General features: G+C 67.8%; 23 protein-coding genes. 14 read left to right on the top strand and 9 right to left on the bottom strand.

From position 1 onward, the window contains the following. Position 1: 1 nt before the first annotated feature. The 3 genes from IEX72_RS07255 (at position 2) to IEX72_RS07265 (ending at position 3,559) form a co-directional block, all read left to right on the top strand. Complete coding sequence (locus IEX72_RS07255) at positions 2–301, top strand: DUF424 domain-containing protein (protein ID WP_188786705.1); 300 nt, start codon at positions 2–4, stop codon at positions 299–301. Positions 302–389: 88 nt separating this feature from the next. Further along, a complete protein-coding gene (sufS, locus tag IEX72_RS07260; protein ID WP_188786706.1) occupies positions 390–1,667 on the top strand; it encodes a bifunctional cysteine desulfurase/selenocysteine lyase SufS in 1,278 nt (425 codons plus the stop codon). Positions 1,668–1,810: 143 nt separating this feature from the next. Continuing rightward, positions 1,811–3,559: a DUF2339 domain-containing protein gene (locus tag IEX72_RS07265; RefSeq protein ID WP_188786707.1), complete on the top strand. Its 1,749-nt coding sequence runs from the start codon at positions 1,811–1,813 to the stop codon at positions 3,557–3,559. Positions 3,560–3,574: 15 nt separating this feature from the next. Here IEX72_RS07265 and IEX72_RS07270 read toward each other — a convergent pair whose 3' ends face one another. From IEX72_RS07270 to IEX72_RS07285, 4 genes are all read right to left on the bottom strand, one after another. Next, a complete protein-coding gene (locus IEX72_RS07270; protein WP_188786708.1) occupies positions 3,575–4,150 on the bottom strand; it encodes an HIT family protein in 576 nt (191 codons plus the stop codon). A 5-nt stretch (positions 4,151–4,155) separates the two neighbouring features. Beyond that, the gene (gene map / locus IEX72_RS07275) at positions 4,156–5,046 is read right to left on the bottom strand and encodes a type II methionyl aminopeptidase (protein WP_188786709.1); all 891 of its coding nucleotides are present in this window, start codon (positions 5,044–5,046) and stop codon (positions 4,156–4,158) included. Positions 5,047–5,107: 61 nt separating this feature from the next. Next, positions 5,108–5,755: an alpha/beta hydrolase gene (locus IEX72_RS07280; protein ID WP_188786710.1), complete on the bottom strand. Its 648-nt coding sequence runs from the start codon at positions 5,753–5,755 to the stop codon at positions 5,108–5,110. After that, positions 5,752–6,024: a VOC family protein gene (locus IEX72_RS07285; RefSeq protein ID WP_188786711.1), complete on the bottom strand. Its 273-nt coding sequence runs from the start codon at positions 6,022–6,024 to the stop codon at positions 5,752–5,754. The genes IEX72_RS07280 and IEX72_RS07285 overlap by 4 nt, the downstream gene beginning before the upstream one ends. A gap of 100 nt (positions 6,025–6,124) precedes the next feature. Here IEX72_RS07285 and IEX72_RS07290 point away from each other — a divergent pair, with 100 nt between their 5' ends. Both IEX72_RS07290 and IEX72_RS07295 read left to right on the top strand, forming a co-directional pair. Beyond that, positions 6,125–6,526, top strand: a complete 402-nt coding sequence (locus tag IEX72_RS07290; RefSeq protein ID WP_229663780.1) for a winged helix-turn-helix transcriptional regulator — start codon at positions 6,125–6,127, stop codon at positions 6,524–6,526. Positions 6,527–6,704: 178 nt separating this feature from the next. Further along, the gene (locus tag IEX72_RS07295; protein ID WP_188786713.1) at positions 6,705–7,280 is read left to right on the top strand and encodes a hypothetical protein; all 576 of its coding nucleotides are present in this window, start codon (positions 6,705–6,707) and stop codon (positions 7,278–7,280) included. A 34-nt stretch (positions 7,281–7,314) separates the two neighbouring features. On the opposite strand, the gene IEX72_RS07300 is transcribed toward IEX72_RS07295, so the two are convergent. Next, a complete protein-coding gene (locus IEX72_RS07300; protein ID WP_188786714.1) occupies positions 7,315–7,974 on the bottom strand; it encodes a DsbA family oxidoreductase in 660 nt (219 codons plus the stop codon). A 317-nt stretch (positions 7,975–8,291) separates the two neighbouring features. Between IEX72_RS07300 and icd the strand changes: the two genes are divergently transcribed. The 4 genes from icd to IEX72_RS07320 all read left to right on the top strand — a co-directional run bounded on the left by icd (position 8,292) and on the right by IEX72_RS07320 (position 11,857). Continuing rightward, on the top strand, positions 8,292–9,554 hold the full coding sequence (gene icd, locus IEX72_RS07305; RefSeq protein WP_188786715.1) for an isocitrate dehydrogenase (NADP(+)): 1,263 nt from the start codon (positions 8,292–8,294) through the stop codon (positions 9,552–9,554). A gap of 63 nt (positions 9,555–9,617) precedes the next feature. After that, complete coding sequence (locus IEX72_RS07310; RefSeq protein ID WP_188786716.1) at positions 9,618–10,913, top strand: lactate racemase domain-containing protein; 1,296 nt, start codon at positions 9,618–9,620, stop codon at positions 10,911–10,913. Positions 10,914–10,970: 57 nt separating this feature from the next. Next, positions 10,971–11,498 (top strand): DUF5817 domain-containing protein, encoded by a 528-nt coding sequence (locus tag IEX72_RS07315; RefSeq protein WP_188786717.1) that lies wholly within the window; start codon positions 10,971–10,973, stop codon positions 11,496–11,498. Beyond that, positions 11,495–11,857 carry a hypothetical protein gene (locus tag IEX72_RS07320; protein WP_188786718.1) on the top strand — a complete coding sequence of 121 codons (363 nt, stop codon included), beginning with the start codon at positions 11,495–11,497 and terminating at the stop codon, positions 11,855–11,857. Before IEX72_RS07315 ends, IEX72_RS07320 begins: the two co-directional genes overlap by 4 nt. Before the next feature lie 13 nt (positions 11,858–11,870). On the opposite strand, the gene hmgA is transcribed toward IEX72_RS07320, so the two are convergent. Then, complete coding sequence (gene hmgA / locus IEX72_RS07325; RefSeq protein ID WP_188786719.1) at positions 11,871–13,094, bottom strand: hydroxymethylglutaryl-CoA reductase (NADPH); 1,224 nt, start codon at positions 13,092–13,094, stop codon at positions 11,871–11,873. Between the two features lie 213 nt (positions 13,095–13,307). Here hmgA and pyrF point away from each other — a divergent pair, with 213 nt between their 5' ends. Next, the gene (pyrF, locus tag IEX72_RS07330; RefSeq protein WP_188786720.1) at positions 13,308–14,117 is read left to right on the top strand and encodes an orotidine-5'-phosphate decarboxylase; all 810 of its coding nucleotides are present in this window, start codon (positions 13,308–13,310) and stop codon (positions 14,115–14,117) included. Between the two features lie 39 nt (positions 14,118–14,156). Here pyrF and IEX72_RS07335 read toward each other — a convergent pair whose 3' ends face one another. Then, positions 14,157–14,348, bottom strand: a complete 192-nt coding sequence (locus IEX72_RS07335; RefSeq protein WP_188786721.1) for a zinc finger HIT domain-containing protein — start codon at positions 14,346–14,348, stop codon at positions 14,157–14,159. A gap of 131 nt (positions 14,349–14,479) precedes the next feature. On the opposite strand from IEX72_RS07335, the gene IEX72_RS07340 reads away from it, so the two are divergent. Next, entirely contained in the window at positions 14,480–14,725 is a 246-nt protein-coding gene (locus IEX72_RS07340; protein WP_188786722.1) for a glutaredoxin family protein, read from the top strand. Next, positions 14,722–15,255, top strand: coding sequence for a cob(I)yrinic acid a,c-diamide adenosyltransferase (locus tag IEX72_RS07345; protein ID WP_188786723.1), 534 nt, complete (start codon positions 14,722–14,724; stop codon positions 15,253–15,255). Before IEX72_RS07340 ends, IEX72_RS07345 begins: the two co-directional genes overlap by 4 nt. 398 nt (positions 15,256–15,653) lie before the next feature. Here IEX72_RS07345 and IEX72_RS07350 read toward each other — a convergent pair whose 3' ends face one another. Both IEX72_RS07350 and IEX72_RS07355 read right to left on the bottom strand, forming a co-directional pair. Beyond that, on the bottom strand, positions 15,654–16,256 hold the full coding sequence (locus tag IEX72_RS07350; RefSeq protein ID WP_188786724.1) for a helix-turn-helix domain-containing protein: 603 nt from the start codon (positions 16,254–16,256) through the stop codon (positions 15,654–15,656). Positions 16,257–16,331: 75 nt separating this feature from the next. Beyond that, a complete protein-coding gene (locus tag IEX72_RS07355) occupies positions 16,332–16,586 on the bottom strand; it encodes a hypothetical protein (protein ID WP_188786725.1) in 255 nt (84 codons plus the stop codon). Between the two features lie 619 nt (positions 16,587–17,205). Between IEX72_RS07355 and IEX72_RS07360 the strand changes: the two genes are divergently transcribed. Both IEX72_RS07360 and IEX72_RS07365 read left to right on the top strand, forming a co-directional pair. Continuing rightward, entirely contained in the window at positions 17,206–18,012 is an 807-nt protein-coding gene (locus tag IEX72_RS07360) for an oxygen-binding di-iron domain-containing protein (RefSeq protein WP_188786726.1), read from the top strand. A gap of 36 nt (positions 18,013–18,048) precedes the next feature. Next, complete coding sequence (locus tag IEX72_RS07365; RefSeq protein ID WP_188786727.1) at positions 18,049–18,789, top strand: MBL fold metallo-hydrolase; 741 nt, start codon at positions 18,049–18,051, stop codon at positions 18,787–18,789. Positions 18,790–18,802 lie beyond the last annotated feature (13 nt).

The following is an 18,802-nucleotide window of genomic DNA, read 5'->3' on the forward strand; positions in this document are numbered from 1 at the left end:
GATGCTCCTCCGCGAGCGGCAGACCGCCGAGGGGCTGCTCGTGTCGGTCTGCGACGCGGCGTGCCTGGGCGAGACCTACGAGGAGGGCGAGGTGTCCCTGAACGTGACCGAAGCGTTCTACGGCGGGGACGACGCCGAAGCGGTGGGCGACGACGCGGTCGTCGAGAGCTTGGCGCGGGCCAGCGTCGCCAACATCGTTGGCGAGGCGTCCGTCGCCGTCGCGATCGACGCCGGGGTCGTCGACGAGACACGCGTTCTCTCGATCGAGGGGACGCCGCACGCACAGCTCGTTCGGATGTGAGGCTCGCGCGGCTCGGGACCCGGAGTCGGCACGCGACGGACTGGATCGACCGAAGCCGTGTTAGTCCTGGGGCCCGTATCGGAGCGTAATGGGAACGCAGGAAACGTATCCGATCGACGTCGGCGCAATCCGCGAGGACTTCCCGATCCTGGACCGGATGGTCGGCGGCGACATCGAGACGCCTGGTGAGGGAGAGGGCGACACGCAGCCGCTTGTGTACCTCGACAACGCCGCCACCAGCCACACCCCGGAGCCGGTTGTCGACAGCATAGCCGACTACTACCGCGGGTATAACTCCAACGTCCACCGCGGAATCCACCACCTGAGCCAGGAGGCCTCCGTGGCCTACGAGGCGGCTCACGACCGCGTCGCGGAGTTCATTGGCGCGTCGGGCCGCGAGGAGGTGGTGTTCACCAAGAACACCACCGAGGCCATGAACCTCGTGGCGTACGCGTGGGGGCTCGCCGAACTCGGCCCCGGCGACACGGTCGTCCTGACCGAGATGGAACACCACGCCTCGCTTGTGACCTGGCAGCAGATCGCCAAGCGAACGGGCGCCGACATCGAGTTCATCCGCGTCGATGACGAGGGCCGGCTGGACATGGACCACGCCGCGGCGCTGATCGACGACTCGACCGAGATGGTGTCCGTGGTCCACGTCTCCAACGTCCTCGGGACCATCACGCCCGCTGCGGAGCTGGCGGAGATGGCGCACGCCCACGACGCGTACATCTTCGTCGACGGTGCGCAGTCGGCGCCGACCCGGCCAGTCGACGTCGAGGCAATCGACGCCGACTTCTTCGCCTTTTCGGGACACAAGATGCTCGGCCCGACCGGGATCGGCGTGCTCTACGGGAAAGAACACCTCCTTGAGGCGATGGACCCCTACCTCTACGGCGGGGAGATGATCCGAAGTGTCACCTACGAGGACTCCACGTGGGAGGACCTCCCGTGGAAGTTCGAGGCCGGCACACCCGTGATCGCTCAGGGGATCGCGCTCCACGCCGCAATCGATTACCTCGACGACATCGGGATGCAGAACGTGCGGGCCCACGAAGACCACTTGGCGGAGTACGCTTACAACCGGCTGGCGGGGTTCGACGACGTGGAGGTCTACGGCCCGCCGGGCGACGAGCGCGGCGGCTTGGTCGCGTTCAATCTGGCGGGCGTCCACGCCCACGACCTCTCCAGCATCCTCAACGACCACGGGGTCGCGATCCGCGCGGGCGACCACTGCACCCAGCCGCTGCACGACAAACTCGGCGTCCCGGCGTCGACGCGGGCGTCGTTCTACATCTACAACACTCGCGAGGAGATCGACGCCTTGGTTGACGCCGTCGACGACGCCCGGCAGTTGTTCGCGTAGCCCGGCGGTGGCCGGTCACCACCGAGGCGATGCTGCGGGACACACACCGCCGTTGCACCGGGGCGGGTGTGCCGGCTTCGGAGGCTTCCACTCGGGTTTCACCTACCGGTATACGTTTGCCGAGTCGGTTCTATGGCCGCGGTATGACCGACGACGACGACCTCGGAGCGGAGGTCCGAAAGCTCCGTTCGGAGGTCGACGCCCTCCAGCATCGCGTCGGGCGGCTCGAATCGAGGCTGGACGGCGAAACGCCGTTCGAAGGGCACAGACCAGGCGAGAGCGACTCCGTCGACGCGCGTTCCGGTGCGGGCGATACACCCGCCGCCGCCGCCGACCACGACCGAAACTGGGAGCGGGACATCGGAACCAAGTGGCTGGGTCGTGTCGGCAGCGTCGCGCTCGTGTTCGGCGCCGTCTTCTTCATCCGGGTGGCGATCGAAGCCGGAATCCTCGGCCCGCTCGGCCGGGTCGCCGCGGGGGCTGCAGGCGGCACCGCACTACTCGCCGGCGGGCGGTACGCTGCGCGCCACCGTGGATACAAGCGGTGGGGACGCGTCACCGCCGGCACCGGGCTCGCGATCGCTTTTTTCAGCGTCTATGCGGCCTACGGGTTCGAGTCCTACCGGACTGCGATCGGGACGCCGCTGTGGGGCGTTCTCCTGGCACTGACCGTCCTCGTTGGAGCCACCGTTGTCGTGTCCGTGTTCGACAGCGATCCGCTGGTGGCCGGCGAGGCGTTCCTGCTGGGGTATGTGACTGCGTACCTCGGGCTCGACGCCGGGAGCTTCGTTGTGACGCCCGCGTATGCACTCCTGCTCGCCGTCGGGTTGGTGGGTATCGCCGGGATCCGGCCGTGGGGCCGGCACGTGACCGCAAGCGTCCCCCTGACGTACGGACTCGTCGTCGCGTGGGCCGCCGATCTCGATCCGGGGTGGGGGGCCGTGGCCGGTGTCACCCTCGCCGGCTTCGCGACCTACATCGCGGGGCGCGTCGTACTCGGACGGAACAGCCGGACTGACGCGTGGACCCACCGCCTGCAACAGGCGTTGACACCCCTCAACGCGGCGTTCGCAGCACCACTGCTGGAGTGGACCACTCGTGAGTGGCTCCCGGAGCTACCGGTGGAGGGAGTCGCCGTCGCGGTGATCGCGGTCGCGCTCGCCGGGGTCTACGCCGCGACGAGTCACCGGTCCACCGCCCGGGACGACGCGGCCGGGACAGCCGCGGTCGTGCTCTTCGGTGTCAGCGTGGTGGTGGCTGCGGGAACATTCAGTGCAACCGTCGGACTGCTCGCGATCACCTGTGGCGCGGTCGCAGCCACGTGGTACGGCGCCGGTGACCCGCCCCGGAGGGGCGCACACCTCGTTGCGGCCGGGACCGCCGGCAAACTCCTCGCCGTCGACGCGGGAGCGTTGCCCGGACTCACCCTCGCGGACCCGCTTGCAACCGCGACCGGGCGGCCAGCCGCGTTTCTCCTCGTAATCACGGTGTTCTACGGCCTCGCGTGGTGGTTCCGGGGTGACACGCTCGCGGTTCCGCGGCGGGACGACAGCGTCGGACTGGCGGTCCCGTATCTCCTGGCCGCGACCACACTCACCGTCGTCGGGCTCGGGCTCGAACTGTCCGGGTTCGGGCTGTCGGTCGCGTGGGCGGCGTTCGGCGCAGCGCTCCTTGGGGGCGGCCTCCGGAGCGAAACGCGCGCGTTCCGGCTCCAGGGCGTGGCCGTGTTCGGCGTGACGACGGCTAAGGCGTTCCTGTTCGACACCCAGGGGCTCGACCCGGTCGCCCGGACCATCTCGTTTCTGGTCCTCGGGAGTTCTCTCCTGGCGGCGTCGTACGCGTACGCCCGCCGGCAGGGCGACCGTCCGCTTGACCGCCTCAGGGAGGTCTGAGAACGTGGGCTACGGCTAGTCGCCGGGGTTCTCGAACCGGAGTTCGACCGCGCGATCGGGGGCGTCGTCCCTTTCGGGAGCGCCGACCGCGTCCGGGTGGGCCGCGAACGCGTCGCGCAACCGATCGTATGTGTTGTCGAGCGCCTCCACGATCACGCTGGTGTCGCCGATCGTGGCCATGAAGTTCGTGTCTCCGCGCCACCGCGGCACCAGGTGGGTGTGGACGTGATCGTCGATTGATCCGCCGGCAGCGTCGCCGCCGAGGTTCTCGCCGGCGTTGATTCCGTCGGGGCCGAGGCCGTCGTGGAGCGCGCCGATCGTCGCGACCTTCACCCGGGCGTGATCCAGGAGTTCGGCGGCCGAAAGCGTCCTCCACTCGCCGGTGTGGCGTCGTGGAATCACCATCGCGTGGCCGGGATTGTACGGGTAGTTGTTCAGGATGACAAAGGAGTGTTCGCTCCGGGCGACGATTCGGCTCTCCCGATCCGCGTCGCGGTCGGGCAACACGCAGAACGGACAGCCGTCGATGTCGTCCGCGTCGGGGTCGCGTTCGACCCACTCGATCCGCCAGGGTGCGAAGATCTGGTCCATCCGACTCACGCGGTCAGGATCTCACACCCGTCGCTGGTGATCACCACGGTGTGTTCGGCCTGGGTCACGAGTTCGCCGTCGGTTTCCTTCAGCACGGGGTAGCCGTGGAGGACGCCCCGCTGTTCCAGCCGCCGGACCGCCATCTCCGCGCGCGGGGAGTCGAGCCACCGGGTCGCAAAGGGCAGCGTCCGGTACTCTTCGGTCACCTGTTCGAGGACCTGCCTCGCCGTGCGGTTCCGGACCGACCGGTCGGCTTCGAGGCTGTAGATCTCCTCTTTCGATCCCTCGGAGACCTTCCCACGGCCGGTGGTTGCGAACGGTTCGATCGCGACCACGTCGCCGACCTCCAACTCAACGCCGCGGTCGGTGCCGCGGTTCGGAACGGTCGGCCCGGTGTGGGCGTCCCACCGAGCGACGCCGTGGCCCGAGAGGTTCAGCACGGGGGTGTAACCGTAGCCGCGGATCACGTCCTCAACTGCGGCACCGATGTCGCCGGTCTCAACACCCGGACCGACCACGTCGAGGGCGGCGTCGAGCGCTTCCTCGGCGGCCTCGGCGAGTTCCGATTCGCCTGCGAGGTCGACCGTCACCGCGGCGTCGGCGATGTAGCCGTCGACGTGGACGCCGCAGTCGAGACAGACGACCTCCTCGCCGAACTCGGTGTCGTCGTCGGCAGCGGGGGTGGCGTGGGACGCTTCCTCGTCGATGCTGATGTTCGCGGGGAAGGCGCAGCCGTCCGCCTCCTTGTTGATCCGCTCCTCGGCGAACTCCGCGACGTCGAGGTGGGACGCGCCGGGTTCGATCAGCTCTGCGGCGTCGTCTAACACCCCCCGGAGTACGGTGCCGGCCTGCCTGTACTTCTCCAACGTCTCGTCGTCGAGCGATCCATAACTCATACGCGTAGCATCGGCCGAACGACCCAAAGAGGTTCCGAAGGCAGTGGTGGTGTGTCCGCAACTACTCGCCGATCGACCCGACCAACTCCCGGAGGTAGTCGATCTCCTCCTCGAAGATGCCGTGGCCGCGGCCGTGGTACTCGTCGAACCGCACGTCGGCGCCGAGTCGCTCGAAGACCGCGACGGTCTCCTCCGCGCGCGACACCGGGATGTGGGGGTCGTCGTCGCTGACACCCAGGAAGAACGGCAGCCCGTCGGCGTCGCCGCCGTGGTCGAACTCCGTCCCCTCCGCGCCGATCAACCCGCCAGACAGCAACACTAACCCGGCGTACTGCTGCGGGTCGCGCGCCACGAACTCCGAGGCCAGACACGCCCCCTGAGAGAACCCCACGAGGAGCACCTTCTCGGCCGGGAGCCCGCCGGAGCGGGCGTGTTCGACCGCCCGCCCGACGTGCGCGAGCGCCGAGTCCAGATGCGGCTGGTTCTGCTCGACCGGGGCGAGAAACGAGTTGGGGTACCAGGTGCCGCGCTGGGCCTGCGGCGCTGCGTAGTGGAGCCCTTCCCGTCCGAACTCCCGGGCGAACTGGAGCATCCCATCGGCGCGCGCGCCGCGACCGTGGACCAGTACGACTGCCGCGTCGGCGTCCGCGACATCGGTGCCGGCCGTCCGGATCGGTTGGCCGCTGTGGGGACCGTCGGCGTGGCTCATCCGGCCACCTCTCCCTCCGCGAGCACCCCGGGAGTTCCGCCCGGTTCCTCCCGGCACGACCCCGGCGGCGCACCCCCCACGGGAACGGACGCGAGCGCGGCGTCCGACTCGTCAACCCGGGTTCGATCGCATCTGTGGTGCGTTGTCGTGTCGTCGATGCCGACTCTCCCCGTGATGCCCTCCGGTCCGAGGCCGTTCGTGTCGAACCGACGGTTCTCCTGTGGGTCGCTCGCGGCGGCCGTGGCGTGGTGTGGTCCATCCGTGTCCATTGTGCTGTCTCCGAGCGCAGTGCCGGTATCGCTCTGTTACCTGCTATACCACCGAAAGGGTTTGTACCTTCGCGGACGAACGCGACACCAAGTGACATCCGTGCCTCCCGACTCACACCCGACCGGCGACGAACCCTGCCTGGTCATCGACTCGCTGGAACAGATCGGCTCCCAGTGGCGGCTGATTGTGCTCCACGATCTCCAGGGGGGCGAAAAGCGGTTCAACGAGCTCAGACGCTCCACCGACGCCAGTTCCCGGACGCTCTCGCGGGTGCTTGACGACCTCCAAGAGTTGGGGTTCGTGAACCGCCGGCTCGAGGAGGACGCGCCGGTCGCGACGTTCTACTCGCTGACCCCCAAGGGGCGCTCGCTGTGCCCGGTGTTCGACGAGATCGAGGCGTGGGCCGACCAGTGGCTCCACGCCACGCCGACCGGCGAGGACCCGGCGGCCGTCGCGGCGGACGGCGGGGACTCCGAGGCGGGGTCCGAACCGGCCGAGTGAGTCGATCCAAAGCGGCATACACGCTGCCGCTCGGCTTCGGGATTCCGACGAGCGACACGTAGCGAGCGGACCGCGTCGCCACCGACGCCTCCGAGTTACCGGGGCCCGTTCCGGACGTATCATTTTTATGTTAATTGTCTGACGGTGATTTATAGTTCTGCCCCGCAGAACGGAGTGTATGAGCAGTAAGACCCCCGATTCGAACTCCGACGCCGAACAGGATCAGTCCGCCGACGCCGAACAGGATCAGTCCGCCGACGCCGAACAGGATCAGTCCGCCGACGCCGAACAGGATCAGTCCGCCGACGCCGAACAGGATCAGTCCGCCGACGAGACCCCGGAGGCGAACCCGCTCCAGATCGCGCTGCCGGACGGGAGCGCGAGCGTCTCCGACGCGATCGTCACACACAGGGAGATGCTGCGCGCCCCGCAGGAACACGGACTGGCGACCGAGCAGGACGTCACCCACCTCTCTGAGGCGATCGAGTCGCTCTCCGCGAACATCTCTGAGACCAACCAGGAACACGACGAGAGCCGGTCACAGATCGACAAGCTTCAGGACGTTGTGGAACAACAGCGCGGGCAGATTGACGAGCTTCAGGACGTTGTGGAACAACAGCGCGGGCAGATCGACGACCTCCAGAGCGTCGTAGAACGACAGCACGGACAGATCGACGAACTTCAGTCGATGGTCTCTTCGCTCGCGGGCATTCTTGGAACCGAGACGGAGTGGGACACCTTCGACGAGGAGTAGCCGGGCCGGCTTCCGGTATCGACCACCGTGGCACCTACTCGTCGCCGACCAGTCGCTCGAGTTGCTCCGGGGGGACGGCGCCGCGAGCGGCGTAGCCGTCTGCGACGAACGTCGGCACGCCCGTGACCCCCTCCGATTGGGCATCCCGGAACTGCTCGCGGAGCGCAGCCCGGCGCCCATCGTCAGCGAGGGCGTCCCGGACGATACCGGGATCGACGCCGGCGTCCTCTGCGAGTTCGATCAGTACGTCCCCGTCGCCGATGTCGCGGCCGTCGTGCCACAGCGCCTCGAACACGGCTTCGTCGAACTCAAGCCACGCGTCGTAGTCGCACGCGTCGCGGACGGCGACGGAGACGAGTTGTGCGGGCAGCGAGTCCACCTCCGTCGCGAGGTCGAGTTCCATTTCGTCGGCGCCGTACTCCTCGCGAAGGCGCCGGACGTTCTGTTTCGCCTGCTCGAAGTACGCTTCGTCTTTCCCGTCGTCGGCGTCGTGATCGATTGACCCGTCGGGGTTGCGCTTGCCCGACCGGAGGTCGAACGGCCGCCAGTCGATCTGCAGTGGGTCGTCGCGCCCGGAGTTGTAGGTTTCGAGCGACTGCCGGCCCAGGTAACAGAACGGGCAGACGTAGTCGGAGTAGACGGTGATCGTCCCCGTCGCGTCGGTCTCGGCGGCCGTGTCGGGTGCGTCGCTCATCGCGTTCTCGTAGGTCCCCCGCGCACAAGAACCCCGGCCGTTCGTGAGCGTCGCGGTCACAACTGCAGACCGCGGCGGGGCGCTCGGCGAAGTGACCGTCCGGGACCCACCACACCGAGGTTCACATCCCGTCGGCGGTCGAGGGCCCGTGGGTCGCAGTCCGTGACCCACACAAACAACCGCACCGGCGGTGCCCCGCGTTCTCCCGCTCCGGCCGTCGGCACGGTCACGCGATTTCGCCACTCCTCCGGCAGCATTTGCCGGGCGCGGCGGTAACGGCACTGATTTACGGCCGGTGCGGAAAATGGCGGGTGTTTATGAGCTACGATCAGGTCACGGTCCCCGACAAGGGATCGAAGATCACACTCGCCGATCCGAAGACCGGTGAGCTGGACGTTCCCGACACGCCCATCATCCCGATCATCCACGGGGACGGGATCGGGACCGACGTCGGGCCCGCCGCACAGCAGGTGCTGGACGCCGCCGCGGAGGCGACCGGACGCTCCGTCGCGTGGATGCGGCTCTACGCCGGTAGTTCCGCCCGCGAGACGTACGGTGAGAACCTCCCCGACGACACCGTCAACGCGATCCGGGAGCACCGCGCCGCGATCAAGGGCCCGCTCACGACGCCAGTCGGCTCCGGCTTCCGCTCGTTGAACGTTGCGCTCAGACAGAAACTCGACCTCTATGCCAACGTCCGGCCCACCTACTACCTCGACGGCGTCCCCTCGCCAGTAAAGAACCCAGAGGAGATGAACATGGTCACCTTCCGGGAGAACACCGAAGACGTCTACGCCGGCATTGAGTGGGAGGCCGGAACCGACGGCGTCGAGGAAGTGAAGTCGTTCATCGAAGACGATATGGGATACAACGAGATGCTCCACGACGGCCCCATCGGAATCGGGATCAAGCCGATCACGGAGTTCGGCACCAAACGGCTGGTTCGGCAGGCCATCGACTACGCGCTCGCAAACGACCGCGACACGGTGACGCTGGTCCACAAGGGAAACATCATGAAGTTCACCGAGGGCGCGTTCCGCGACTGGGGCTACGAACTCGTCGAGGAGGAGTACGACGACGTGGCGATCACCGAGGACGAACTCTGGGAGGAGTACGACGGCGAGGCCCCCGACGATATGCTGGTCGTCAACGACCGGATCGCGGACAACATGCTCCAGCAGCTTCTCACCCGAACCGACGAGTATGAGGTTATCGCGACCATGAACCTCAACGGCGATTACATGTCCGACGCCGCCGGCGCCCAGATCGGCGGCCTCGGCATCGCGCCCGGCGCCAACTTCGGCGACGGACTGTGTCTCGCGGAGCCGGTCCACGGATCCGCACCCAAATACGCCGGTGAGGACAAGGTCAACCCCACCGCCATGATCCTGTCCGGGCGGCTGCTCTTCGAGTACCTCGGGTGGGACGACGCCGGCGCCTTGGTCCGCGACGCTGTCGAAGACGCCATCGCATCCGGGGAGGTAACCTACGACCTCCACCGCCAGATCGAGGGCGGCACGAAACTGTCGACTTCGGAGTTCGCCGACGCGATCGTCGAGCGGATCCACGACCTGGCCTGAGCGGAGCCACGCCGGCGACGACCGACCCTGTCCGCTTTTCTGCGTGCCCGAACGGGGACGCGTATGGAGTTTCCCGACGCCGAGACCGTTGACGCCACCCTCCCCGAAGTGACGTTTCCGACGTTCGCGCGGGTGTCGTACGACCCCGAGACCCCCGAGATCGACGACGTCCGCGCAGCGACCCACGATGCGGTCGCGTCGCTGCCGCTCTCGGAAGTCCCCGCGGGCGGCACCGTCGCAGTGGGCCTCGGGAGCCGCGGCATTCACGATATCAAGCCGATCGCGGAGACGGTGATCACGGACCTGTCGGCCGCGGGGTACGACCCCGTAGTCGTCCCGGCGATGGGGAGCCACGGCGGGTCGACGGCCGCGGGCCAGCGCCGGACGCTCGCGGCGCTCGGGCTGACCGAGGACGCGCTGGGGTGTCCGGTTGACGCGCGGATGGACGCCGAGGCGGTCGGGACGACCGACCGTGGCCACGGGGTGCCGGTCGCGACCGCCGCTCTGGAAGCCGACGGGATCGTGGTCGTCAACCGGGTGAAACCCCACACCAACTTCTCCGGGCGGGTTGAAAGCGGGGTCTCGAAGATGCTCACCGTCGGACTCGGGAAGCGCGCCGGCGCGCGATCGTTCCACGAGGCCGCACTGACCCACGGCTACGTCGACACCATCGAGCGCGCGCTCGGTGTCGTCCGTGACAACGCACCCGTGATCGGCGGTGTCGCGGTCGTAGAGAACGTCCGCGACCGGACGGCGCACGTCGAAGGGATCCCCGCCGTCGACCTCCCCGACGCAGAGGCAGCCCTCCTGGAGCGGGCGACGGAGTACCTGCCGACGCTGCCGTTCGACGACCTTGACGCGCTCGTGGTTGAGCAGATCGGCAAGGACGTGTCTGGGTCGGGGATGGACACGAACGTGATCGGGCGGTACGGCGTTGTGAACGCCGCTGATCCTCCGACACCCGACATCGACCGGATCATCGCGCTCGGGCTGACCGACGCGACTCACGGCAACGGCCACGGCATCGGGCTGGCGGACGTGACAACTGCCGAGGTCGCCGCGGAGTTGGATCTCGACCAGATGTACACCAACGCCCTAACCAGCGGGTCGCTGTCGCGGTCGTCGATCCCGGTCGTGCTCCCGTCCGACAGGCACGCACTCCGAGCCGCGGTCGCGACTGCCGGGGACTACGACCCGGACGAAGCGCGGATCGCGTGGGCCCGCGACACGGCTCACCTATCGTCGTTCCGCGTTTCGGAGGCGCTCCTCGGCGAGGTCGACGACGCCGTGACCGTCGAGCGTTACGAGCGGCTGACGTTCGACGGCGGCGACGCGAGGTTCGCTCCGGTCGGGGAGTAGTTACCGCCACCTGTTTCGGGCCGAAGGTTCAAACCGGACGCCGCGGAATGGAGGCGTATGTACGCTGTCGTCGGCTGTTCCGAGTGCGACCACCTCTGGCTGCTCTCGGACCCCCGGACCGCCGAGACGGCCACGTGCCCGCGGTGCGGCCGGACCCACCGGACGAAGAAGCTCCGCCGGCTCGCCGAAGACGAGGACCGCCAGGCCGTCCGCCAGGCCCGCGCGGCGCTGCTCGCGAAGCGCGGCGGCAACAGCGAGGCGTTCGCCGACACCGCCCACGTCGCGGCGATGGAGTCGGAGATCGGCGACAGCGGTGTCGACGACCGGGAGTACCTCGAAGGGTCGGGGCTGGACGCCGACGCGGTCGCGGCCGCCGGCGAGCGGGCGTCGTCGCGGTCGACCTCCCGAAGCCGAGACGAGGTCGTCCGGGACGCCATCCGGGAGCAGGACGCCCCGACGGCGGGTGACATCGCCGCGTACGCCGAGTCCCACGGCGTTCCGGGGGAGAAAGCGCGGGAACTGCTGGAGACGCTCGCCCGGCGCGGGGACGTCTCCGAGTCGAACGGTTCGTACCGACTGGTATGAGCGGCACACCGTCGTTCGGGTCGGATGTGGTGGGGTGGATCGCCCGCGGGTCCACCGCCGCCTGCTTCGTGGGCGGGGCGTGGCTCGCGGTGACCGGCCGGCTGGTGATCGCGGGGGTCGCGTTCCTCGCGGCCCACACCCTGCTCGGCGGCGCGGCGGTGGTCCAGGGGCAGCGCCGGCGCGGGGCAGGGCTGTCGCTGTTGGGACTGGGGTGGCTCGCGATGTCGGTCGGGATCGCGGCCGAAAGCGGAGGCGAGGTCGGACTGCCGGCGACGCCGTTGCTCGCCCTCGGCGCCGGCCTGGTCGGAGTCGGTGCGCTCCTCACCACGGGCGGTATCAGCGTCGCCTCGAGCGAGTAGTCGCCTGCGACCGTTACCGCCCCAACTCGGCGTGAGCGCTGGAGAGGTGCCGCGACGCCAGCGCCGACAGCAGGGAGAGTTCGCCGGCGAGCGCGCCCGCTGCGATGTACTCCGCGAACGCGTCGGCGTTCGACCCTGCGGGGTCGCCGCCGCCGCGGATCCCCAAGACGTCGAGCGCTTCGGCCTGCGTCGGGAGCTTCGTCCCCCCGCCGACGGTGCCGACCTCCAGCGACGACAGCGACACCGACACGTAGAGGTCGCCGTCCGACCCGCTCCCGCGGACCTCCGCGGTGGTGATCGCGTTCGCGCCCTCGACCACCTGGGCCTCGTCCTGGCCGGTCGCGAGGAACATCGCCGCGACCACGTTCGCGACGTGGGCGTTGAACCCGAGGCTCCCCGCCTTCGCCGACCCGATCAGGTTCTTGCGGGTGTTTAGCTCCGCGATCGCCTCGGGGGTGGTGTGGAGCCGCTCTGTGACGACCTCCCGGGGGACGGCGACGTCCGCGGTCACGCTCCGCCCCCGACCCTCGACCGCGTTGATCGCGGCGGGTTTTTTGTCCGTACAGAGGTTCCCTGACAGCGCCACCAGCGACGCATCGGTTTCGGCCTCGATCACGTCACAGGCGGCCCCGGTCGCGATCGTGGCCATGTTCATCCCCATGGCGTCTTTGGTGTCGTAGCGGAACCGGAGGTAGACGGAGTTCCCGACGACGTACGGGGTTACGTCAAGGAGTTCGCCGTGGGTCGTGGTTTCGGCGGCCGCCTCCCGTAGCCGGTCGACGTTGTCGCGCACCCACTCGACGAGGGCCTCGGCCTCAACCACGTCTGTGACCCGGAACACCGGCGCGCGGGTCATCCCGGATTTGGTGACGCGAACGTTGGCCCCGCCAGCGGCGTTGACCACCGAACACCCGCGGTTGACGCTCGCCAGCAGCGCGCCCTCGGTCGTCGCAAGCGGGAGGTACGCCTCCCCCTCGGCCGCGCCGCCGTCGACCGCCACGGGGCCGGCGACCCCCATCGGAACCTGGACCGCGCCGATCATGTTCTCGATGTTGGGTTCGGCGGCGGCCGCGGGGAAGCCGTAGTCGCCGACGGAGTCCAGCGACGCGTCGGTCTCGGATTCGACCAGCTGGCGGCGTGCCGCGGCGGCGACGTCGGGATCGGCGTGATCGTCCAATTCGTGGAGTCGGAGCTCCCCTTCGCGGACGCGGGCGGCGAGGTCTACGGCGTCTGTCATACGCGCCCGTTCCGGGGCGGGCGCCTAACGGTTTCCGGTCGATGCTTTTCGAATAGAAGTAGAGAACGTTCGAGAACGGCGGGGAGACGACGCCAGAAGCCCCCGCGGTCTCGCAACCCGTTCCTGGACACGACTCCCAGTCGCGCGACGAGGACGGATCCGGAAGTCGGGCGGAAGGGAAACCTACTCGGCGCCCGGCGCGGAGACACAGGTATGACCGCCGCCTTCTTCGATCGTCTCGGCGACCGGATCGACCGGATCGACAGCGTCGTCTCGGTTGGGCTCGACGCCGACCCGTCACGGATTCCGGAGCACCTCCACGGCGCGGACCTCCCGCGGTGGGCGTTCAACCGTCGGATCATCGACGCGACTCACGAGTACGCCGCCTGCTACAAGCCGAACGCGGCGTTCTACGAGACCAGTGACGGATGGCGCGCGCTCCGGGAGACGATCGCGTACGCTCACGGGAAGGACGTCCCAGTCCTGCTCGACGCCAAGCGTGCTGACATCGGGAACACCACCCGACAGTACGCCGAACTTCTCGACCACGCCGACGCGATCACGGTCAACCCCTACCTGGGGCGGGACTCGTTGCAGCCGTTTCTGGACCGTCCCGACAAGGGCGTGTTCGTGCTCTGTCGGACCTCCAACTCCGGCGGCGCCGACCTCCAGGACCTGGACCTCGCCTCGGGGGAGCCGGTCTACGAGCGGGTCGCCGCGTTGGCGGACCTCTGGAACGAACACGGCAACGTCGGGTTAGTGGTCGGCGCGACCGCACCCGAGGAGTTGGCCGACCTCCGCGAGCAGGTGCCCGACCTACCGTTCCTGGTGCCGGGCGTGGGTGCGCAGGGCGGTGACGCCGAGGCCGCGGTCGCGTACGGCCTGGCCGACGGCGTCGGGGTGGTGAACTCCTCGCGAGGAATCATCTTCGCGGGCGAGGACCGCGGCGAGGACTTCGCGGGGGCGGCGGGCGAAGCGGCGAAACGACTCCGGAACCGGTTGAACACCTACCGCGCCGATTGAATCCGGACGACGGGGACTCCGAAGCACTCCCCGGCGTCGCTACCGGAACTCGGGGACGTCGTCGCCGGCGGGCTGGGCGAACACGTCTTCGGTCCCGTCCGGGTCAGCACAGTGGACGCAGACGCCGCGGTCCTGCTCGAAGTGCACCGGACACACCGCCGCGCCGCACTGGTGACAGGTGTACTCGGCCTCTCGACTTTCGCACACCTGACAGAGGCCCGTGACGCTCATACCCGTGGGTACGACCCCCACACACTTCATTGGCAGGGGCCGAGCGAAACGCCCAAACCTGTGGCCCCTTCGACCTGCTCGCGGCGTCTCCCCGAGCAAACCTCTTTGTCCCGGCGACCCCACGTCGGAGTATGAGCATCGAACTGTACGCGCTCGACGGCTGTCCGTACTGCGAGGCGGTCCACGACGCCCTCTCGGAACACGGAATCGGGTACGAGACCACCTGGGTCGAAGGACTCCACTCCGAACGCGACGGGGTCAAGCGCGTGAGCGGCCAGCGCGCGGTCCCCGTGCTGATCGACGGCGACAACGGCGTGACGATGTCCGAGAGCGAAAACATCCTGACGTACGTCGAGCGTACGCTCGCGGACCGATGAAGATCTACACCGGCCGCGGCGACGAGGGGATGACAGACCTCCGGGACATGTCCCGAGTGTCGAAGACGAGTGCCCGGATTGAAGCGTACGGGACCGTCGACGAGGCGAACGCGTTGATCGGGACCGCGCGCCCGACGGGCTACAACGACGTCGACGACACGCTGGAATCGATCCAGAACCAGCTCCACATCGTCCAGGCCGACTTCGCGAACCCGGACCCGGACGAGGACGACCCGGAACTGACGACGGCCCACGTCGAGACCATAGAAGACGCGATCGACGAGGCCGAGGCGGAGCTCGACCCGCTCACGTCGTTCATCCTCCCCGGCGGCAGCGACGCGGGTGCGACCCTCCACCACGCCCGCGCGGTGGCCCGTCGAGCGGAGCGCCGCGCGGTCGCACTGGCGGCCGACGAACCCGTGAACGGGGAGGCGATCCGCTATCTCAACCGGCTCTCGGACGGGCTGTTCGTGTTCGCGCGGCTGGTGAACGCCCGCGACGGGGTGCCCGAGGAGTCGCCGACGTACTGATACTGATTCCTCTCGTCTCTTACGGAGAATCGAGGAGAAAGCCCCGTGCTTTAGCGCTGTCTCTTACCCACAAATCGAGTTGTTGCCGAGGTCGATTACTTCGGGCAAAATATCGATATCTGCGGGCGTTATACCGTTATGGACCGATTTTGGCGATCTTGGTTACCCGTGTTCAGTAACCCCCGACTGCCGAGATCACCGCCCGACTCACTCCTTACCTCGATCTTCTGAGTATAGATTGGGGTCGACAGCGTCTGAAACGTCTGTTTGGAACTTGGTGGACTTATGGGTAAGAGACAGTGCTTTAGCGCGGGGCTTTCTCCTCGATTCTCCGTAACGAACGCGTCGCTTCGCTCCCCGGTTCTGTGTAGCCGTTCCGGGATGTGCGTCTCGAACAGTCACTCGTCCAGAAACGACTCCCAGAAGACGTCCGGCAGCTCCTGGTCCGGATTCTTCTCGAGGTAGTCCTGTTTCGTTAGGTTCGCCTCTTCGATGAGTGCGGCTGCCTCGCCAGCCCAGGCGTAGAACCCGATGAGCGTCTCGCGACGCATCCGTTCGAGGTCGATCGAGTGGTACACCTTGACAACGCCGCCGCCCTCTCGGTTGAGTTCGGACCGTCGGAGCAGTCCCAACTCGACGAGTTTGTTGAGATACCGCGTGACGGTGCTTCGGTCGTAGCCGAGTTGCTCGGCAACCTCGTTTGCTGACAGTGGCCCTTCACCGATAACGCACAGGCAGATGTCCAGTCCCGCTTTCGGGAGGCCGAACGCCTGGAGGAGGACTTGGCGCACATCGGGTGAGTTGACGCTCATCTCTACGTCCATCACCCGCTCCATCAGTTGGTCGTGACAAGACATCGGCGGGTCGTCGCTTCCAACGACGAGAACGACGTTATCACAACCGGAGACGGTGCATTCGTAGATATCGTACCGACCGGAGTTCGGATCGTACTGGACCTCGTCACGCTCGTCGTTGGATCGGGCGCTGTTTTGATCAGACATCAACCGGTGAATCCTCCATTTGTTCGACTGTTAGCCCCCGCGGCGGTAAATACCGGTCCCCCGCGCTGGAGACCGTTACGGAGAATCGACAACCACCAGCTCGTCGGTGTCGAGAGCCAGCAGCTCTTCGCCGGTGATCGTTATCCGCACGCTGCCGTCCGGATACGGTTTGGCCAGTTCGCACGCTGTGAGTCCATCCACGTGGGATTCGACCGTCGGTTCGTCGGTGTCGAGCGTCGTCGCAAGCGCCTCAAAGGTGGTCGTCTCCCGTCGTGTCGCGTCGGTCGCGGCAGCGAGCTGTTCGAGAACGGAGCGTCTGGTCACGGACATCGGTGGTGAGAGGCGTTCCGCGTCGGGAGGCCAGCCACCCGCGTCAGTACCATCGTTGCGCCCCCCGTGTGGTGGTCGCCGCCGGCGGTGGGTCGAGATGTCGGGAGCGGGGTGTGGATTCCATCGTTTCTCTGGGGGTACTCCTTGACCGTCCGCGGGGGGCGGCCGAAGGAGGCGTCCGGGAGTGGCGGGCCGGCTGCGGCGGGGGGTGCTCCAGCGCGATACGTGTGAGGCGTGTTCGCGACGGCCTGCGGTGGATTCACCACGGGCGTCGTTCCGCTGATCCTGTCGGTCTCCTTGCTGTCGTGGGTCCTCGCCACGCCCACTCGCCGTGTCCCGGCGTCAGCCCACGCGGTATCGACACCTGCGGACCGCGACGAGTCCGTCGCGCCCTCCGGCTCGGGCAGATTGGAAGAGGCAGTCACGAACGTTACCCTGTCTCGTATCGATGATCACCATTATTATCGGTTCCGCGAGCGTGTAACACGGTTACAACCGCCCTTTCGGGGGAAATCGACACGGCACGTCGTGTGGACCCCGTCCGGGTGGTCGGGTTCGCATTCCGGTGACGGGGTTGCGCCCTACAGAGTTTTATATCATACCTCATTAATCGGGATGTATGCCACGCGAGATCACACGCGGGATTCACTGGATCTACGAGCCGGGCCCGGACAGGACCGAATCGTGGGACCTCGACGACCGCAACCCGGGGTGGTACGAACCGGGAGAGGAGGCGTACGTCCCGCAGTGTGCGTACCTCGTCGACGGCGGCGAGGAGACGCTGTTGTTCGATACGCTCTCGCCCGCGAGTACCGACCAGATCCTCGAGGTCGTCGACGACCTGGTGGGCGACCGGGGGCTGGACTACCTCGCGGTCTCGCACCCGGACGTGCCCCACGCCGGCAACACGCTGGCGATTCTGGAGGAACACCCGGAGACGACGCTGGTCGCGCCCGCCTACGGCAACGACCACGAGCTCTACCACCTCGACGACGGGGTACACGTCGAGGAGGGCGACGAACTCGACCTCGGGACCCGGACCGTGAAGTTCCACGAGGCCATATTCCTCGACTCGCCGGTGTCGGTGTGGATGACCGAGACGGAGACCGGGACCCTGTTCCCCGTCGACTGGATGGGCTTCATCCACCTCGACGACGAGCGGCTGACCTTCGTGGACGAGCTCGACGGCGAGTTCGACCGGAGCCGGCTGGTGGAGTTCCACGGCCGGGTGCTGTTCTGGTACCAGTACATCGACGTCCCGAAGACGAACGCCGAGATCGACGCTCTGATCGAGAAGTTCGATCCGGAGATCGTCGCGCCCGCCCACGGGCTCGTCATCCGCAAGGACGCCACAGAGTACATGGCGCTGATGAAGGAGGTGACCCGTGAGCTTGACAGCCAGGAACGCATCGGGACCCTCGGGTGAGCCGATGACGGGGGCTCACACCACGGAGGCGACGGGATGACGGTCCAGGTCGCGCCGAACGTCGAGTGGATCAACCAGTGTTACGACCACGAGGGGAGCCACGAGCACGTGTCGCTGTACCTCGTCTGCGCCCCTGAGGGGACGGTGCTGATCGACTCCGGCTCCTTCTACCACCGCGAGGAGATCACCGCCGCCGTCGACGACGCGACCGGCGGCGAGGGGCCGGACGCGATCGTGCTCTCGCACTCGGATTACCCGCACGCGGCGAACGTCTCCCCGCTCGGCGGCGACACCGACGCGGTGGAACTGGTCGCCTCGTCGGGGTCGCCCGCCCAACAGGGCCTCCCCGACGCCCGGAAGTGCGACATCGGCGGCAGCCTCACCGTCCAGGGCCGGAGGTTCAGCTTCATCGACCCGCCGCTGGCCGACCGCTCGCACACCACCTGGATCTACGACCACGGCGACGGGGTGTTGTTCACCGCCGACGGGTTCGGGAACTACCACGACCCCGGGCAGTGTGACGCTCTCTCGTGCGACTTCCCGGACGTGACCCCCGCCGAGTCGGTGTACGCGTACCACCGCGACAACTTGGTGTGGCTCCGGTACGTCGCCCCCGAGAAGGTCGAACGGACCCTCGACGACATCTTCTCCGAGTTCGACGTGAGCGCGGTCGCGCCGATCCACGGCAACCCGATCGAGGGGTCGGACCTCGACACCTACCGCGACCGACTCGCCGACGCGATGCGCCGGATCGCGGACGAGCACGCCGTCGGGTAGTCGGACATCGGCG

Source organism: Halobellus salinus (assembly GCF_014646875.1).
GTDB classification, from domain to species: Archaea; Halobacteriota; Halobacteria; order Halobacteriales; family Haloferacaceae; genus Haloquadratum; species Haloquadratum salinum.